The organism is Corallococcus sicarius, assembly GCF_003611735.1.
In the GTDB taxonomy this organism is placed as follows: Bacteria; Myxococcota; Myxococcia; order Myxococcales; family Myxococcaceae; genus Corallococcus; species Corallococcus sicarius.
In genome coordinates this window covers 1-16,370 of record NZ_RAWG01000216.1, presented here as the reverse complement: position 1 = coordinate 16,370, position 16,370 = coordinate 1, and the positions used below count along the sequence as shown (strand labels likewise).

The following is a 16,370-nucleotide window of genomic DNA, read 5'->3' as shown; positions in this document are numbered from 1 at the left end:
CGACGCCGCCGCCGTCCATGGCGCCGCCCCCCGCGCCCGTGGCCCGTCCCACGCCGCCGGTCTCCGGGCAGGGGCAGGCGCAGGCGAAGGGCGGGGCCCTGACGCTGGATGCGAAGGCGTTCCCGATGCTCACGTCGATGGGGCGCAACCTGAGCCAGGCGGCCCGCGAGGGGAAGCTGGACCCGGTGGTGGGCCGCGCGCGGGAGGTCGAGGAGGTCATCGACATCCTGGGCAAGCGCCGCACGAACAACCCGTGCCTGCTGGGTGAGCCGGGTGTGGGCAAGACGGCGGTGGTGGAGGGCGTGGCGCAGCGCCTGCTGGGCCTGCGGGGCACGCTGGCGGAGAAGATCCTCATCGAGCTGGACATGGCCACGCTCGTGGCCGGCACGCAGCTGCGCGGCTCGTTCTCCGAGAAGCTCAACGCCCTGAAGGAAGAGGTGCGGCGGGGCGAGGGGCGCGTGGTGGTGTTCATCGACGAGATCCACACGCTGGTGGGCGCGGGCTCCACGGGCGAGGGTCCGCAGGACGCGGCCAACGAGCTGAAGACGGCGATGGCGCGCGGCGAGTTCCCCTGCATCGGCGCGACGACGCACGACGAGTACCGCAAGTTCATCGCGGCGGACCCGGCGCTGGAGCGGCGCTTCACGTCGGTGACGGTCAACGAGCCGTCGGTGCCGGAGACGGTGGAGATCCTCCAGGGCATCATCGGCCGTTACGAGGACCACCACGGGCTGCGCTACCTGCCGGAGGCGCTGGTGGCGGCCGCGTCGCTGGCGAGCCGGTATGTGACGGACCGGTTCATGCCGGACAAGGCCATCAGCGTGGTGGACCTGGCGGGCAGCCGCTGCCACCGCGAGGGCAAGCACACGGTGGACGCGGCGGACGTGGCGCGGGTGGTGGCGAAGCTCGCGGGCGTGCCGGAAGAGCGCCTGTTGATGAACGACTCGGCGCGCCTGCTGCGGCTGGAGGACGACCTGTCCCAGCGCGTCATCGGCCATGCGGAGGCGGTGGGGCGCATCGCGCGGGTCATCCGGCGCAACTACGCGGGCTTCGCGTCGCGCCGTCCCATGGGCAGCTTCCTCTTCCTGGGCCCCACGGGCGTGGGCAAGACGGAGATGGCGCGGGCGCTGGCGGAGGTGCTGTTCGGCAACCGGGACGCGCTGGTGCGGCTGGACATGAGCGAGATGTCCGAGTCCCACGGCGTGTCGCGGCTCATCGGTTCGCCGGCGGGCTACGTGGGCTTCGGCGAGGGCGGGCAGCTCACGGAGCCCGTGCGTCGGCGGCCGTCGTCGGTGGTGGTGCTGGATGAGATCGAGAAGGCGCACCGCGAGGTGCAGATGCTGCTGCTCCAGGTGCTGGAGGAGGGCCGGCTGACGGACGGCAAGGGCCGGCACATCGACTTCTCCAACACGGTCATCGTGATGACGACGAACCTGGGCGCGGAGGCGTTCTCGCGCACGGGTCGCGCGGTGGGCTTCGGCGCGGCGGACGCGGCGGCGGGCAACGCGCTGGACCTGGCGGCGGACACGGCGCGCAAGGCGCTGCCTCCGGAGTTGTGGAACCGCATCGACGAGCGGCTCCCGTTCCGGCCGCTGGTGGAGCTGGAGGTGGCGAAGATCGCCACGCTCATCCTGGCGGAGAGCAGCAAGCGGCTCGCGACGGAGCGCGGCATCGTCTACACGGCGGGCGCGGACGTGGTGGGTCACCTGCTCAAGTCGGGCGGCTTCGATCCGCTGCTCGGGGCACGGCCGATGCGCCAGGTGGTGCAGCGGCTGGTGGAAGGTCCGCTCGCGGAGCGCATCCTCGCGGGTGAGTTCGGCGCGGGTGACCGCGTGCGCGTGGCGGTGAAGGCGGGACAGCTCCAGTTCGCGCGGGACGCCGCCTGACGGTGCGCAGCTTAGCTCGGCGCGGTTCATCGCCTGCGCCGGATGGCGCACGCGGGAGCGCTCCGGTTCGCGCGATACGCCGCCCGGTGGTGAAGGCAAAGCGTGTCCCGGTCGTCATCGTCGGTGCAGGGCGGCTGGGTGGCGCCCTTGCGCTGGCGCTCCAGGCGAAGCGCTGGCCCGTGCGCGTCTACTCTCGCGACGATGCGGGCCGCGAGCGCACCCGGACACTGGGACTGAAGCCCGCGACCCTGACGGACTTGAAGAAGGCGCGCGTCTGCGTGCTGTGCGTCCCGGATGCAGCCGTGCCCACCGTGTCCCAGGCACTGTCGAAGGAGCTGCCCCGCACGGTGGCGCTGGTACACACCGCCGGGGCACTGCCCCTCTCCGCGCTGACGACGCAGCGGGGCCGCGCGGTGGGTTCGTTCCATCCGCTCTGTGCCGTCTCCTCTGCGCGGGACTCCCTGGTGGGTCACACGGCGGCCATCAGCACGCGCTCCCCTGCCCTGCGCGCCCTGCTCCAGCGCATGGCGGAGGACGTGGGCTTCGCCGTGTTCGACGTACCGGAGACACACCGGGCCGCCTACCACGCGGGCGCGGTGCTGAGCGCCGGAGGACTGGTGGCACTGGCGGACGCGGCGGTGGGCGCGCTCGGCGCGGCGGGCATCGAACCGGAGGCCGCGCTCAAGGCCCTGCTTCCGTTGATGCGCTCGGCACTGCGCGGCGTGGAGGCGCGCGGCCTCTCGGGGGGGCTCACCGGCCCCATCGTCCGAGGAGACGCGGGCGTCGTCGCGGCGCACCTGGCGGCACTGCCCGAAGACATCGCGCCGCTCTACGCACAGCTCTCACGGCGGGCGCTGCGACTGGCCTCGGACCGGCTGCGTCCGGACGTCCACACCGCACTGCAAGACGTGCTCGCGAAGAAGTGAAGCGGCCCCGCTCCAGCCCTTGAATGGGCCCGGAGCGGTAGCACCCGACGGCGCGCGTCCCGGAAAGCCACCCGGACGCGCGCCCCTACCCCCGGACTACGTGAGGATGATGCGCGGGCTCTGGAGGGCGCGGCGCACGATGGCCAGGGCCTGCTCGGACGCGGCCTCGGCCTCGGTGAGGCGGCGCAGGCAGACGTCGCCCGATGCCGTCATGGAGCGCTTCAGGTCCGCCAGCAGCGTGAGCGCGGCCTGGAGCATCTCCTTGCCCTGCGCGGACTCCGCGGCCGGCTGACCCGCGGCCTTCGACACGTGCGCCGTGAAGCGCTGCACCGCGTCCATGGTCGCGTTCGGGTCGTACTTGTCCAGCAGCGGCTTCAGCCGGTCCGGGTTGATGCGGATCAGCCGCAGCGCGCCGACCTTCTGGAAGGCCGGGTGCACGAGGCCGATCTCCGACATGTCGAACGCGCCCAGCAGGCCCTCGTCCGGCGCGGGGTGCGCGTGCGGCACCACGTCCACGAAGAGCGCCAGCGGATCCGCGCCCTGCTTGAACGCCGCCAGCTCGTCCTCGTCCAGCGGCGGGAAGTTCGCGGGCGTGCCGATGAAGAGCAGCGGCAGCACCACGTCGTGCCAGAACTCCTCCGGCGCGGAGCCCGTGCCACCCACCGTGGCCACCAGGTGCGTCATCAGCTCCGCGAGCCGGGGGGCGCGCTCGGCCTGGTCCGCCAGCGTCTTGCCCACTTCCATGCGCTGCAGCGAGGTGACGATCTGCCCCTCGAACTGCTGGCGCGCTTCCGGCGGCAGCGGCGGCTGGGTGCGGCCCAGCGCGTCACGCACGTCGCGCGCCAGCACGTCCGTCTTCGCCTCCAGCGTCTGCTTCGCCTTGGCCGAGTCCACCACGATGAACTGGAGGAAGCCCGGGTCGAACAGGCGCTGGTAGTCCGTGGGCGCCAGCGTCTGCTGCTGGGTGCCCAGGGCCTGCCCCGGGTTGGTGCCGAAGCGCACCTGGCCCAGCGAGCGGCGGATGTCGCTGGCCAGGTCGTCCAGGCGCGTCAACTTCGCCTGCGTCAGCGCGTCCATCACCGCCCCGAACGGGGACAGCATGATGATGGCCTGGGGGAAGCCCAGCGAGGCCCCCTCCGGGGAGTCCCGGTTGGGGAACCAGAAGGCCTGGTGCTCGGAGATGAGGCGCATGGCGAAGCCGCCCGCCATTCCCAACGCCGCGGCCTGGTGCTCGGGCCGGTTCGGCTCGAACTTGCCGCCCAGGAGCTTGATGACCGCCTGCTCCACGTCCGCCCACGGCGCCTTCATCAGGTCAACCGGCTTGCCTTCGGCCTTCTCCAGCGCCGCGGAGAGCTGGAGCTGCGCGTTGTGGACATGCTGCGGAACGGGAAGCGCCTGCGGCTCGGCCGGTTCGGACATGAGAAGGTTCCTGTGAGAGAAGCGACCGCGTTCCCTTACCGTGAAAAACGCGTTCGTGGCCACGATTTGTGGCCGCTAGGATGCCCGCCATGTCAGCTTCCAGCGGGTCTGCCCGCCAGCCCGCCCTTCTTGCCTGCCTCCTCCTGCTGACTTCCGGGTGTGCTTTCGTCGCACCCCGTTTCCCGCAGAACGTCCAGGCGTCCTTCGCGCGGGACGACATGCACAAGCTGACGACGCGCTCGCTGGAGCTGTACTACCCGGCCCAGCTGCGCGCCACGGCCCTGCGCGTGGCCGCCCGGATGGAAGGCTGCGTGGACCGCCTCCGCGACGACGCCTGGAGCCGCGCCGAGCGCAAACGGGTGCTCGTCTACCTGACGAGCGCGGACTTCAACAACGCCTACGTCCAGTCAGAGTTCGCGAGCACGCCGCAGCAGATGGTGCTGCCCCAGCACATGACGCTGGAGCAGTTCAACCTGCTGGGGCTGGGTGAGACGGACATCGGCGACGTGGCCTGTCACGAGGCCGTCCACTACGTGCAGATGCAGCAGGTGGGCGGCCTGTGGAACACGCTCAACGTGCTGAGCGGCGGCCTCTTCCAGCCCAACATCTTCACCGAGTCCTGGTTCCTGGAGGGACTGGCCACCTACTACGAGGGGCGGCTGGGCAAGGACACGGGCCGTCCCCACAGCCCGGTGTGGCGCGGCTGGTGGGAGGGCGCGGTGCAGGCCCGGCGCGGGGAGCTCAACGCAGGCTACCTGTCCCCGGAGCACCGCGCGTTGGATCCGTTCGGCGGCAACTACCTGAGCGGCATGCACTTCGTGGAGTACCTCGCGAAGAAGTATGGCGAGAAGCAGCTCTGGAAGCTGGTGGAGGAGCAGGGCAACTCCATCATCCCGCCCATTGCCGTGACGCTGCGGTTCAAGCGCGTGTACGGCAAGGACATCGGCTCGCTGTTCAGCGAATACGAGGAGAGCCTCCAGCAGGGCCTCCAGGTGCGCGAGCGCCCCGCCACGCAGCAGGTCCGCGTGCCGGATGCGGGCTACTTCTCCCGGCTCGCCGGGAACCCGAAGGACGGCAGCACCGCGCTCCTGAGCGTGGGCCGTGAGCAGATCACCCGCCTGTCCGTGCACGAGCGCGACGGTCGCGAGCGCTTCAGCCGGTCGCTGGTGCAGCTGCTCCCGGGGCGGAAGTGGGTGCTGGCCAGCCCCTCGCTCGCCAGCGGCATGACCTTCAGCCGCGATGGCGCCTGGCTGTACCTGGTCAGCGCGGACGTGGATCAGCTGGGCAGCTACACCGCGAAGCTGTGGCGGGTGGACGCGCGCACCGGCGACGTCGTGCGGATGTGGGACGGGCTGGAGGGCATGGGCGGCGACATCAGCGAGGACGGCAAGAGCTACGTGTTCGTGGAGGTGCGCGGCGACGCGGCGAACCTCGTGCGGCTGGACCTGGAGTCCGGACGGCGCGAGCGGCTGACGGACTTCAAGGCCCATACGGCCCTGGGGCCCCCCGCGACGTCGCCCGAGGGCCAGCGCCAGGTGTTCCCCATGTCCGGCGTAGAGGGCTGGGACCTGGTGCTGCGCGAGCCGGACGGGTCGCTGCGCTGGCTCACGCGCGACGGCCTCTTCAACTATTCACCGCGGTGGCTGGACGCGGATCACCTCGCGTTCCTGCGCGAGCACGAGGGCCGGCTCCAGGTCCACGTGATGACCGTGTCCACCCGGAGGATCGCCCGCGTCACCGACGCGCCCCACCTGACGATGGACGTGGCGCCCGTGGGCGAGGACTCCGTGGTGTTCCTCAACCGCGACGGCACGAACTTCAGCGTGGACAGCGCGCCCCTCACCCAGGCCCTGGCCGAGCTGCAGGCGATGTCCGAGCCTCCCGCCGCGACGGCGAACGCGGCCCCCGCCGAGCCGGGCGTGGATGCACCGGGTGCGGCCTCCTCCCCCACCCCGGCAGGGGATCCGGTCGCGACGACGCCGGCCCCGGGCGCGGCCGGTGATCCGGAAGGCTTCGTCAGCTTCCCCGGCCAGCCCGTGTCCTCGGACGGTGGCACGCCGGAAGCGCTCGCGCAGGCCCCCGCGGACGCGCCCACGGCGGACGCTCCGGTGACGCCGCCGCCTCCGCCGACGGATCCCGCCAGCGACGTGAACGGCCCCGTGGTGCCGCCCGTCGTCGTGGGCCGCGATGTCACCGTGCTGTCGGACGCGCCCTACTCCACGCTGGAGGGCTTCTTCGTCCCGAACTACCGGGTGCCGTACTTCTACACGGTCCCCAGCAACATCGACGGCGAGGACCCCTACTTCGTCGCGGGGGTGGCGCTGGCCGGGCAGGACCGGCTGGGCTTCCACGCGTATTCGCTGATGCTGACGTACGACACGCAAGAGGAGCAGCCCAGTCTCTCCTTCGCGTACGGCAACGCGCAGCTGTCACCCTTCTACATCCAGGCCTCCGCGTCACGCATCCGGGAGACGGACCGCACCGACCTGCAGGGCACGCTGTTCGCGTCGCGCACGTTCTGGACGACGCCGGTGACGTTCGGGGTGCTCGCGCTGGATCGGCGCTTCGACGCCACCGACCGCCGTCCCCAGCTCATCACGCGCCTCATCGGTCCGGAGGTCGGCGCGTCCTACTTCGCCGGCGAGGGCACGTCCTATGGCGGCACGCAGCGGGGCCTGGGCCTGTCGCTGAGCGCGGGCGTGTTCCCGAAGGCCTTCACGCGCGACTCCACCGTGGGCGACGTGCGCCTGGAGGTGGACGGCTACCTGGGCGGCCTGCCCTTCACCGGCAAGGACAACTTCCAGCTCTCCGCCGTGGGCCGCTACCTGCCCGGCGCCCCTGACGGACTCCTGGAGGTGGGCGGCATCCTCCCGGGCGAGGTCTTCTTCACCAACCGCGACAGCACGGATCAGGCCCCCCTGCCGCTCCAGCTCCAGCCGGGCCTGGCCTTCAGCGAGTACCTGCGCGGCTACGAGGACCACACCTTCCGCGCTCGCAGCGTGCTCATCGCCAACGCGCGCTACCGCTACCGCTTCATCATCGACTACGGCTGGGCCTCCACGCTGTGGCTCCTGCCGTCCCTGTTCGTCAGCCAGTTCGAGGTGGAGGGCTTCGGTTCGCTCGCGCGCACGGACAACCGGAACAACCACGGCGCGGTGGGCGGCTCCGCCACGCTGCGGCTCACCGTGGGGCAGGCCTATGCGCTCGCGTTCTTCTACCAGTACGCGCGCCGCTTCGATGAGCGCTTCGGCGACCTGCACCTCGTCGGCATGACCTTCTAGTCCGCCCGGGCGCGCGGGGCGCCCAGCCCGAACAGGCCCGCCTCGCGGGCCACCGCGAGCACGCCGGACGGCACCAGCTCCGCCGGCTCCTGCCCGCGCGCCAGCAGCTCGCGCACCTGCGTGGAGGACACCTCCGCCAGCGGGGGGCCCACCGTGTCCGGCGCCGGGTAGCCCGCGCGGTAGAGCACCAGCACGTGCGCCATCTTCTGGATGCGGTCGAAGTCCTTCCAGTTCGGCAAATCTCGCAGGATGTCGCTGCCGATGATCAACGAGAACTGGATGTCCGGGTGGCGCTCCACCAGGAACGCCAGCGTGTCCACCGTGCGCCCGCCGCCGCCCACCTCGCGCTCCACCAGGCTCGTCTGGAGCCAGCCGGAGGTCTCCCGGCAGAGCGCTTCGCACATGCGCACGCGCGCTTCGAAGGACTCCAGCTGCTTGCCGAACGGATGGTGGAACGTGGGCATCAGCCAGACGGCCTCCACGCCCTGCGTCGCATGGACGTAGGTGGCCGCCATCAGGTGGCCCACGTGCGGCGGGTTGAACGAGCCTCCGAGCAGCGCGACCTTCACGGCGGGCCTCTTATTTGACGGTGAGCTTCGTCGAGCGCGAATCGACCTGGAGCACCTGCGGCGGCAGCACGAGGTGCCCATCCAACCGGAACGCGGAGAAGCTCAGGTTGCGCTCCGCCTTCTCCAACAAGCCGCACGTCTGCTCCGCCGCGCCCACCAGCCGCCCCGGCGTCACGAAGTAGCGCGGGCCAATCTGCACCACCTTGGGCTCCGCCTCCTTGCCGTGGATGAACACCTGAGCGTTGAGCAGGTCGTCCTTCACCAGGTCGTTCTTGTCGTGCACCACGCAGCAGAGCGTGTCCCCCACCAGGTCCATGACCTTGTTGGCCACGGTGGGGTCGCGGTACGCCAGCGACTCGCGCTCCGGCACGCGCACGAAGCGCTCCATCACCAGCCGCCGGTCATCCTCCGACGCCAGGTCCGCCGGCGCCTCACGGGACGCGGGCGTGCGCGGCTTGCCCTCCTGCGGCGACACCAGCCACTGCGTCACGTCCGCGAGGAAGTCCGCGTCGGAGTACTCGCGCCCGCCCCGGCTCTTCTGCCGGCGCCACAGCACCCATTCATCCAGGTCCGTGTAGCGCGCCCCGACGAAGAGGAAGCGCCGCGCGCCCTTGGCCCGCAGCAGCTCATAGGCCGCGTCGAAGGCCCCCAGGTCGCCATGCGTATCGCAGAAGACGCCAATCACGGGGAACTCACCGTCCCGGAGCGTACAGCAGGGCGGGCTCCCGGTGCTTCCGGAAGGCCTCCGTCTGCAGGGCGAAGCCTTCCAGCATCCGGTCCAGACTCCACCCCTCCTCGATGCCGCGACGCACCTGGTCGGTGCCGCACAGCAGGTCGAACGCGGGCACGTCCTCCACGAACTCGTACGCGTCCGCCCGCCAGTCGAAGTGCTCCGGGCCAATGTCGTGCAGCGCCTGGAAGATGGCGATGCCCGTGCGCAGCGGCTGGAAGGCGTGCCGGTCCGTGACGTGGATGAACGCCCCGCTGCACGACTCGCCCTTGTACTTGTCGAACGTGGGGGTGAAGCCCACCGGGCGGAAGGCCACGCCGGGCAGGCGCTCCTTGTCGAGCCGCGCGAGCAGCGCGTCGGTGTCCACCCACGGCGCGCCGAACTGTTCGAACGGGCGGCAGGTGCCGCGCCCCTCCGACACGTTGGTGCCCTCGCCCAGGCACATGCCCGGGTACACGAGCGCGGTGTCCGCGGTGGGCATGTTGGGCGACGGCGGCAGGAACGGCAGCCCGGTGTCGCTCCAGTACATGTCGCGCGTCCAGCCCTCGCACGGCACCACCGTCAAGTCGCAGCCGAAGCCCTCCTGCGAGTTGAACAGCCGCGCCAGCTCCCCCGCCGTCATGCCGTGGCGGTTGGGCAGCGCGTACAGGCCCACGAAGGAGCGGAAGCGGTCGCCCACGAGGTTGCCCTCCAGCGTCACCCCATCCAGCGGGTTGGGCCGGTCCAACACGTAGAAGGGCACGCGCGCGTGGGCGGCGGCCTTCATCGCCAGGGCCATGGTGTAGACGTAGGTGTAGTAGCGGCTGCCCACGTCCTGGATGTCGAACACCAGCGCGTCCAGGCCCTTGAGCCACTCCGGGCGCGGGGAGAGCGACTCGAAGGTGGAGCCATAGAGGCTGTGCACGGGGACGTTCGTGCGCCGGTCGCGCGCCTCGTCCACCGCCACCATGTACTGGGCCTCGCCGCGGATGCCGTGCTCCGGGCCGAAGAGCGCCGCCAGCGTCACGCCGGGCGTGCCCGCCAGCAGGTCCGCCAGGTGGCGGAAGCGCGAGTCCACGCTCGTGGGGTTCACGATGGCGCCCACGCGCTTGCCCTTGAGCGCCAAGAAGCCCTGCGCGGCCCACACATCCAGTCCCGTCTTCACCTTCGTCACGGTCATCGCCTCGTCCCGCCGCACGCGGTTCGCGTGGTCGCGGGAGATCATTTCGCGGGCAGGCGCTTGAGCGCGCTCGCTGCGGCCTTCTTCGAATCACACGAGCCGAAGCTGAAGAGGCCGCCCGACTCCTTGTCGTCGTCCTTGCCCCCATCCTCGGCCAGGTCCTCCAGCTCCCCCCGCGCGGCCTCCAGCCGCAGGCTGCCCGCGGTGTCCGCCGCCGCCGAGCGCACCGCGCACTGCTCGTGTCCCAGCAGGGAGACGATCCGGGAAGCCGCGTCGTCGTTGCCCTTGCGCACCGCGTGCGCGTAGGCCCCCAGGGACTCGTCCACGTCTCCCTGGGCCTCTTCCAGCCTGCCGGTGAGGAACAGACGCCGGCCCGCGTCCTGTTCCTCCCGGATGAGCCGCTTCGCCTCGCTCACGCGGGCGGCCTTCTCCGCGCCCGTGGTGCCCTCGACGGCGCGGATGGCGCGCTGGGTGGCCCCTCCGCCCCAGGCCACCACCCCCACGCCCAACACGAGCGCCAGGACGCCCACCGCCGCGAGCCGCTTGCCCCGGGCTGGTGACAGCGCCAGGCGCGAGCCCATCCCTTCCGGCAGCGCTTGGGACACGCGCGACCAGAGCGCACCGCCCGCCGTGCGCGCCTGCCGCCCCAGCACCGAGGCCCGCTGGCCCAGCACCGCCGCGCCTCCGGCCGCGCGCTGCCCCAGCTGCGCCGCGCCCTGCCCGAACTGCGCCGCGCCCGCCGCCGCGCGCTGCCCGAAGGCGCCCAGGTCCATGCCGGGGTCCACCACCCGGGCCAGGGCCAGGTTGCCGAACGGCGGCTGCGACGACTCGTCCTGCGGCAACACGACGGCGCCCGGAGCCGGCGCTTCCACCCGGTAGGGCGCGCGCGGTACGCGGAAGACGCGGATCTTCCCGGGGATGCCCTTCAGCTCGAAGGAGCCCACCTCCTGCGACGGCACCTCCGCCTTGTTCATGGAGAGGTACACGGCCTCCGTGAAGAAGACCTCGTCCGCTTCGGTGATGCCCTCCACCCGGGCGGCGATGTTCACCGGCTCGCCGAAGATGTCGTTGGCCTCCAGCCGCACCTCGCCCACGTTGACGGCGACGCGCACGTGGAGCTGCTCGTCCTCCAGGAGGTTCCGGTTGTGCTGCCACAGCCGGTCCTGGATGGCGATGCCGCTCAGCACCGCCTGCGTGGGAGACTCGAAGGTGACCAGGAAGGCATCGCCAATCGATTTGATGATGCGTCCACCGAAGGCCTTGAACAAAGGCACGAGCAGCGCCTCATGCACGTGGAGCAGCCGCTGGTTCTCTTCCAGCGTCTGCCGACTGGTGCGTTCGGTGAAGCCCTTGATGTCGGTGAAGACGATGGCGAGGTTGGCGGTCTTCAAAACGCGCGCAGTGTATGCAGCGCGTCGCGCGAAGCAATCGTCATGGCCGGGCCGCGTCCCCCGGCTGTCGAATGTCGACTTTCAGCGCTTCGACGGTTTGAGCGCGCGCATGGAGCGCTTTTCCGGCGCCGCGAGCTGCGCCCTCACCTTCGCGGCGAGCTGGGGCCTGCCCGTCCGCTCGTAGAAGGCAGCGAGCGTCCGCAATACCCCCGGGTTGGTCGGCTGGGCATCGCGCGCGGCGAGGAGCTCCTTCTCCGCGTCCGGCACCCGCCCCTGCTGCTCCAGCACCGACGCGAGCTGGAGGCGCACCTGGACCCACTCGGGCTTGGACTTGGACAGGGGGCGGTAGTGCCACTCTGCCTTGAGGAAGTCCCCCGCTCGCGCCCACAGGCCCGCGAGCCGGAAGCGCGCGTCGTCATAGGAGGGCCGCAGGCCCACGGCCTTCTCATAGGCGCGGATGGCGTCGAACGTGGTGCCCCGCTCCTCCAGGAGCATCCCGCGCAGGAAGTACACGCGGGGGTTCTCCGGGGCCTCCTTCTGGGCCGCATCCAGGTGGGCCTGGGCCCGGTCCAGCTCCGAGGCACTCCCCGCCTTGAGCAGCAGCCGGGCCGCCTCCAGCCGGGGCAACTCCCACCGGGGCTGGCCGAGCGCCAGTCGCTCCAGGGCGGCGAGGGCTCCCGCATCGTTCCCGGCCGCCTCCAGCGCCAGGGCGTCCGCCAGCGGACTCGGCGCCGCCGCCGGGGCCGCCTGCGCTGTCAGGACCGGTGGAGCCGGTGCGTCGGAGGCGCCCGTCAGCAGCGCCGCCACGAGAACCCACATCATGCCCGGCAGATAGCAGAGCCAGGTGGGGCACCTCAACACTTCCCCTTGACGGACACCCGGCCTCGCATGAAACCCATCACCGTGCAGATTTCCCAAAGAACGTTGGAAGACCTTGGTTTCTCGGAAGTGCTCCGCGCGTTGACGCAGCGCTGTCGCACGGAACCAGGAAGGGAGCGGGTGCTTGCCCGCCCGTTCCACGACACCGAGGAGGAAGTGACCGAAGCGCTGGCCCTCGTGGACGAGGCCCGCTTCCTGTCACAGCAGCAGTTCTCCCTGCCCCTGGGCGGCGTGACGGACCTGCGCACCGCCGTGGGCCATGCGGAGAAGGGCGGCATCCTGGAGCCCCGCCAGCTCATCGACGCGGCCCAGCTGCTCTTCGCCTTCGCCCGCACACGCGAGGCGCTGGACGAGCGCCGGGACAAGGTCCCCCGCCTGGTGGAGATCTCCCGCCGCCTGCCCTTCCTGGAGGCCATGGCCCGGCGCATCGACCAGTGCTTCGAGCCGGACGGTGAGATTTCGGACCGCGCGAGTCCGGAGCTGAAGGAAGCCCGCGACCGCGCGCGCGGCCTGCACCGGCGCATCAAGACGCGGCTGGACGAGCTGCTCCACGACGAGGCGTTCATCCCCAAGCTGCGGGAGAACTACTACACGCTTCGCAACGGGCGGTACGTGGTGCCGGTGGTGTCCAACTACCGCTCGGAGGTGGACGGCATCGTCCACAACGCCAGCCAGACGGGGCAGACGCTCTTCATGGAGCCCCAGGCGATGGTGGGCCTGGGCAACGACCTGGCCATCGCGCAGTCCGAGGTCGCGGAGGAGGAGCGCCGGGTGCTCCAGGAGCTGAGCCAGCTCGTGGGCCGCGAGTCCACGCGCATCCTGGAGGGACTGGAGGCCGTGGCGGAGCTGGACGAGTTGGAGGCCATCGCCGTCCTCTCCGCGGACCTGGACGCGACGACGCCCACGTTCGTGGACGTGACGGAGCTGAACCTGCGCGGCCTGCGCCACCCGCGCCTCGTGCTCAAGGGTACGGAGGTCATCTCCAACGACGTGACGCTCACCGGGGGTGCCCGGGCGCTGGTGGTGTCCGGCCCCAACGCGGGCGGCAAGACGGTGACGCTGACGGGCGTGGGGCTGTGCGCGCTGATGCTGCGCTCGGGCCTGCCCATCCCGGTGGGCGAAGGGTCGCGGATGCCGCTGTACCGCTCCGTGCACTCCACGGTGGGCGACGCGCAGGACCTGACGCAGGGCCTGTCCACGTTCAGCGCCCACGTCACCCTGCTGCGCGACATCCTCGCGGAGGTGGGTGAGAACTCGCTGGTGCTCATCGACGAGATCGCGGCGGACACGGATCCGCGCGAGGGCGCGGCCATCGCCATCGCGGTGCTGGAGGAGCTGTTGGGCAAGGGCGCGTATTCGCTCGTGACGACGCACCTGGAGGAGCTCAAGGCGCTGGCGCACATGGATCCGCGCTTCCTGAATGCGCGCGTGGGCTTCGACTCCAAGCGGATGGCGCCCACGTACCGGCTGCAGATGGGCGCCGCGGGCCAGTCCTCCGCCATCGACATGGCGGCGCGGGTGGGCCTGCCTTCCCGGGTGTGCGAGCGCGCGCGGGAGCTGTCGCTCAACGCGGGCGGTCCGCTCACCAAGGCGCTGGCGGCGGCGGAAGACGACCGGCGCAAGCTCTACGAGGAGCTGGAGAAGGCGCGCATCGCGGCGAAGGAGGCGGAGAGCCTGCGCGCGGAGCTGGAGAAGCAGAAGGTCGCCTTCGAGCGCGAGCGCAAGGGCCGGATGATGCAGTTCAACGAGGACGTGCACGCGGCGGCGGACCATGCCGCCCAGGAGGTGCGCGACCTGCTCACGAAGCTGCGCTCCGAGCAGAACGAGAAGGCGCTGTCGGAGGCGCGCATGCAGTTGCAGCAGCGCGCGGACGAGGCGCAGAAGCGCGCGGCGGCGGCCAAGGCGGAGCTGTTCCAGGTGGAGGCCCCGGGCCCCGCGAACCTCAAGGTGGGCGCGTGGGTGCACCACTCCGGCCTGGGCCGGGACGTGGAGATTTTGGAGCTGACGGATGGCCAGGCGGTGGTGTCCGCGGGTGGCGCGCTGAAGATGCGGGTGCCGACGTCGGAGCTGTCCGGCTCGCGCACCCGCAAGCCGCAGCAGGCGAAGTTCCCGGAGCGCCAGAAGGGGGAGGCGGCCCTCAAGCGCGCGGCCTCCGCGGCGCCCTCGCAGGTGGAGGCCACGAACTTCCGCTGTGATGTGCGGGGCATGCGCGCGGACGACGCGCTGTCGGAGCTGCAGTCGTTCCTGGACCAGGGCATGCGCCGGGGCGAGGAGGCCGCGCTCATCATCCACGGCCACGGCACCGGGGCGCTCAAGCAGGCCATCCGGGACCACCTGGCCGCGTCGCCGTACATCCGCATGTTCCGCCCGGGCGAAAACCACGAGGGCGGTGACGGCGTCACGGTGATCGCACTGCGAGGCTGACGTGAGGGGTCGGGAGCCGGGGTCAGTCAGGCCCCGCTCCCCTGCTCTTTCGCGGCGGCATTCGGAGGCCGGGGCAACGTTGAGTACAGTGCGGCGCCATGGTTCGGCTCTGCCTGTTGTTGGGATGCGTGGTGCTGCTGGGTGCCTGTGGCGAGAAGGCCCCGGAAGAGGGCGCGCTCCGCGTGTCCGTGAAGTACGGCTCCTTCAAGCCCGCCTGCGTGCGCGTGGAGGTCCAGGACACGAAGGGCCACACGGGGGCGACGGACATCCCGGCGAGCCAGTTCCAGAAACGCGAGACCCAGGAGGTCCTGGTCGCGGTGCTCCGCAAGGCGGAGTGGGAGCGGGCGCTGAGCGTCACGGTGTCGTCGCTCGCCAGCGTCAAGGAGGGCCGCTGCGACGGTGCCGTCCTGGAGCGCAACGCGAGCCAGCCCATCCCGGTTCCGCCCAAGGCCTTTGCCCGTCACGACGTGACGCTGGTGGCGGTGGACGAGGACGGGGACGGCTCGCCCGTGAACGTTCAGTGGGCGGAAGGCTCCGACTGCAATGACGATGATCCGAGCTTCCGCCCGGGCGCCGAGGAGGCGTGCGGCGGAACGGTCGACCTCAACTGCAATGGCTTGAAAGGTTGCCAGGATTCGAGCTGCCGGGAGGCGGCGTGCGACGACGGGAACCTCTGCACGGACAATGACCGCTGCGAGGGAAGCGGCGTCGAGGCGAAGTGTGTTGGCGCCGCGCGTCAGTGCAGCGCGGCCGCGGGCTGCATCGTCGGCGTCTGCAATCAGAGCACGGGCGCATGCAGCGAAGGGCCCGCACAGGCGGGGACGTCCTGTGTCGATGCCAATGCATGCACCGTGGGGGACACCTGCAATGGAAGCGGGGCTTGCGTCAGCGGCACGCCCACGCCCTGCCCGGAGCAGAAGTGCTTCCTGCCGGCCACCAGCGGATGCACGGGCAACAACAGCTGCAGCTACGCTCCAGATCCGGCCCAGGTGGGTGACGTCTGTCTGACTTCCTCCGGAGCGCGCGCGGGACTGTGCCGCAAGGGGGATGGTGTGTGCAGTGCATTCCCCTACCGCCCCAGCAACTTCGATCCGGACGCGGTCGATCCGGCGGACCTCGTGACCCTCAGAACCGCGGGCACCGTGACCTTCAACTCGGACACGTTGAAATGGGATCCGGAGAGCAGTGTGACGGACCCGAACCTGATCAAAGCCCGGGCCCTTCCCCAGTCCGGTGGGGCGCCGGCATTGGTCCTCATCCCGGTGAACTCGGTGGTTCTGGGAGGAACGCTGACGCTCGAGGGTTCACGTCCCGTCATCCTTGCCGTGTATGGGGATGCGGTACTGGATCAGTCCATCCTGGCCAGAGGTCGCGCCGACGTGCCGGGGGCCGGCGGAAATCAGGCCTGTGCGCCCAGCACCCTGAACGGGTCGTTCGGCAACAAGGAGGGAGGTGGTGGCGGCGGCGGCGGCAATGGCACCGCCGGAGCAGAAGGCGGCCTTGGCTTCAGCGGTGCGGCACAAGGCCAGGCAGGCGCGGCTCGGGCCAACACGCTCCAGCCTCTCCTCGGAGGGTGTGCGGGAGGCGACGGTGGTGGCGTGGCGCCCGCCATCCCAGGCAAGGGCGGAGCCGGCGGCGGTGCCATCCAGATCTCGGTGGCACGCGAGTTGACCGTGTCGAAGGTCATCTCCACGAGTGGCGGGGGC

11 protein-coding genes are annotated in these 16,370 nt (G+C 71.1%); 5 read left to right on the top strand and 6 right to left on the bottom strand.

The genetic code is table 11. From position 1 onward, the window contains the following. Both D7X12_RS27970 and D7X12_RS27965 read left to right on the top strand, forming a co-directional pair. Positions 1-1,886, top strand: a 1,886-nt coding sequence (locus D7X12_RS27970) for an AAA family ATPase (RefSeq protein WP_147443826.1), incomplete at its 5' end; no start/stop codon positions are given. An 89-nt stretch (positions 1,887-1,975) separates the two neighbouring features. Then, positions 1,976-2,812 carry a Rossmann-like and DUF2520 domain-containing protein gene (locus D7X12_RS27965; protein WP_120628322.1) on the top strand — a complete coding sequence of 279 codons (837 nt, stop codon included), beginning with the start codon at positions 1,976-1,978 and terminating at the stop codon, positions 2,810-2,812. 96 nt (positions 2,813-2,908) lie between these two features. On the opposite strand, the gene D7X12_RS27960 is transcribed toward D7X12_RS27965, so the two are convergent. Next, entirely contained in the window at positions 2,909-4,231 is a 1,323-nt protein-coding gene (locus D7X12_RS27960; protein ID WP_120628319.1) for a hypothetical protein, read from the bottom strand. 89 nt (positions 4,232-4,320) lie between these two features. Here D7X12_RS27960 and D7X12_RS27955 point away from each other — a divergent pair, with 89 nt between their 5' ends. Beyond that, complete coding sequence (locus tag D7X12_RS27955) at positions 4,321-7,512, top strand: hypothetical protein (protein ID WP_120628318.1); 3,192 nt, start codon at positions 4,321-4,323, stop codon at positions 7,510-7,512. Here the strand turns inward: D7X12_RS27955 and nadD are convergent. From nadD to D7X12_RS27930, 5 genes are all read right to left on the bottom strand, one after another. Then, entirely contained in the window at positions 7,509-8,081 is a 573-nt protein-coding gene (gene nadD, locus D7X12_RS27950) for a nicotinate (nicotinamide) nucleotide adenylyltransferase (protein ID WP_244224824.1), read from the bottom strand. The genes D7X12_RS27955 and nadD overlap by 4 nt on opposite strands. 10 nt (positions 8,082-8,091) lie before the next feature. Then, on the bottom strand, positions 8,092-8,766 hold the full coding sequence (locus D7X12_RS27945) for a hypothetical protein (RefSeq protein WP_120628316.1): 675 nt from the start codon (positions 8,764-8,766) through the stop codon (positions 8,092-8,094). 7 nt (positions 8,767-8,773) lie between these two features. Then, entirely contained in the window at positions 8,774-10,015 is a 1,242-nt protein-coding gene (locus D7X12_RS27940) for an exo-beta-N-acetylmuramidase NamZ family protein (protein ID WP_244224823.1), read from the bottom strand. After that, entirely contained in the window at positions 10,012-11,361 is a 1,350-nt protein-coding gene (locus D7X12_RS27935; protein WP_120628315.1) for an adenylate/guanylate cyclase domain-containing protein, read from the bottom strand. The genes D7X12_RS27940 and D7X12_RS27935 overlap by 4 nt, the downstream gene beginning before the upstream one ends. Positions 11,362-11,442: 81 nt before the next feature. Next, positions 11,443-12,183 carry a tetratricopeptide repeat protein gene (locus tag D7X12_RS27930; RefSeq protein ID WP_120628314.1) on the bottom strand — a complete coding sequence of 247 codons (741 nt, stop codon included), beginning with the start codon at positions 12,181-12,183 and terminating at the stop codon, positions 11,443-11,445. A 75-nt stretch (positions 12,184-12,258) separates the two neighbouring features. Here D7X12_RS27930 and D7X12_RS27925 point away from each other — a divergent pair, with 75 nt between their 5' ends. Then, positions 12,259-14,664 carry an endonuclease MutS2 gene (locus D7X12_RS27925; protein ID WP_120628320.1) on the top strand — a complete coding sequence of 802 codons (2,406 nt, stop codon included), beginning with the start codon at positions 12,259-12,261 and terminating at the stop codon, positions 14,662-14,664. A gap of 98 nt (positions 14,665-14,762) precedes the next feature. After that, positions 14,763-16,370, top strand: a 1,608-nt coding sequence (locus D7X12_RS27920; protein ID WP_147443825.1) for a putative metal-binding motif-containing protein, incomplete at its 3' end; no start/stop codon positions are given.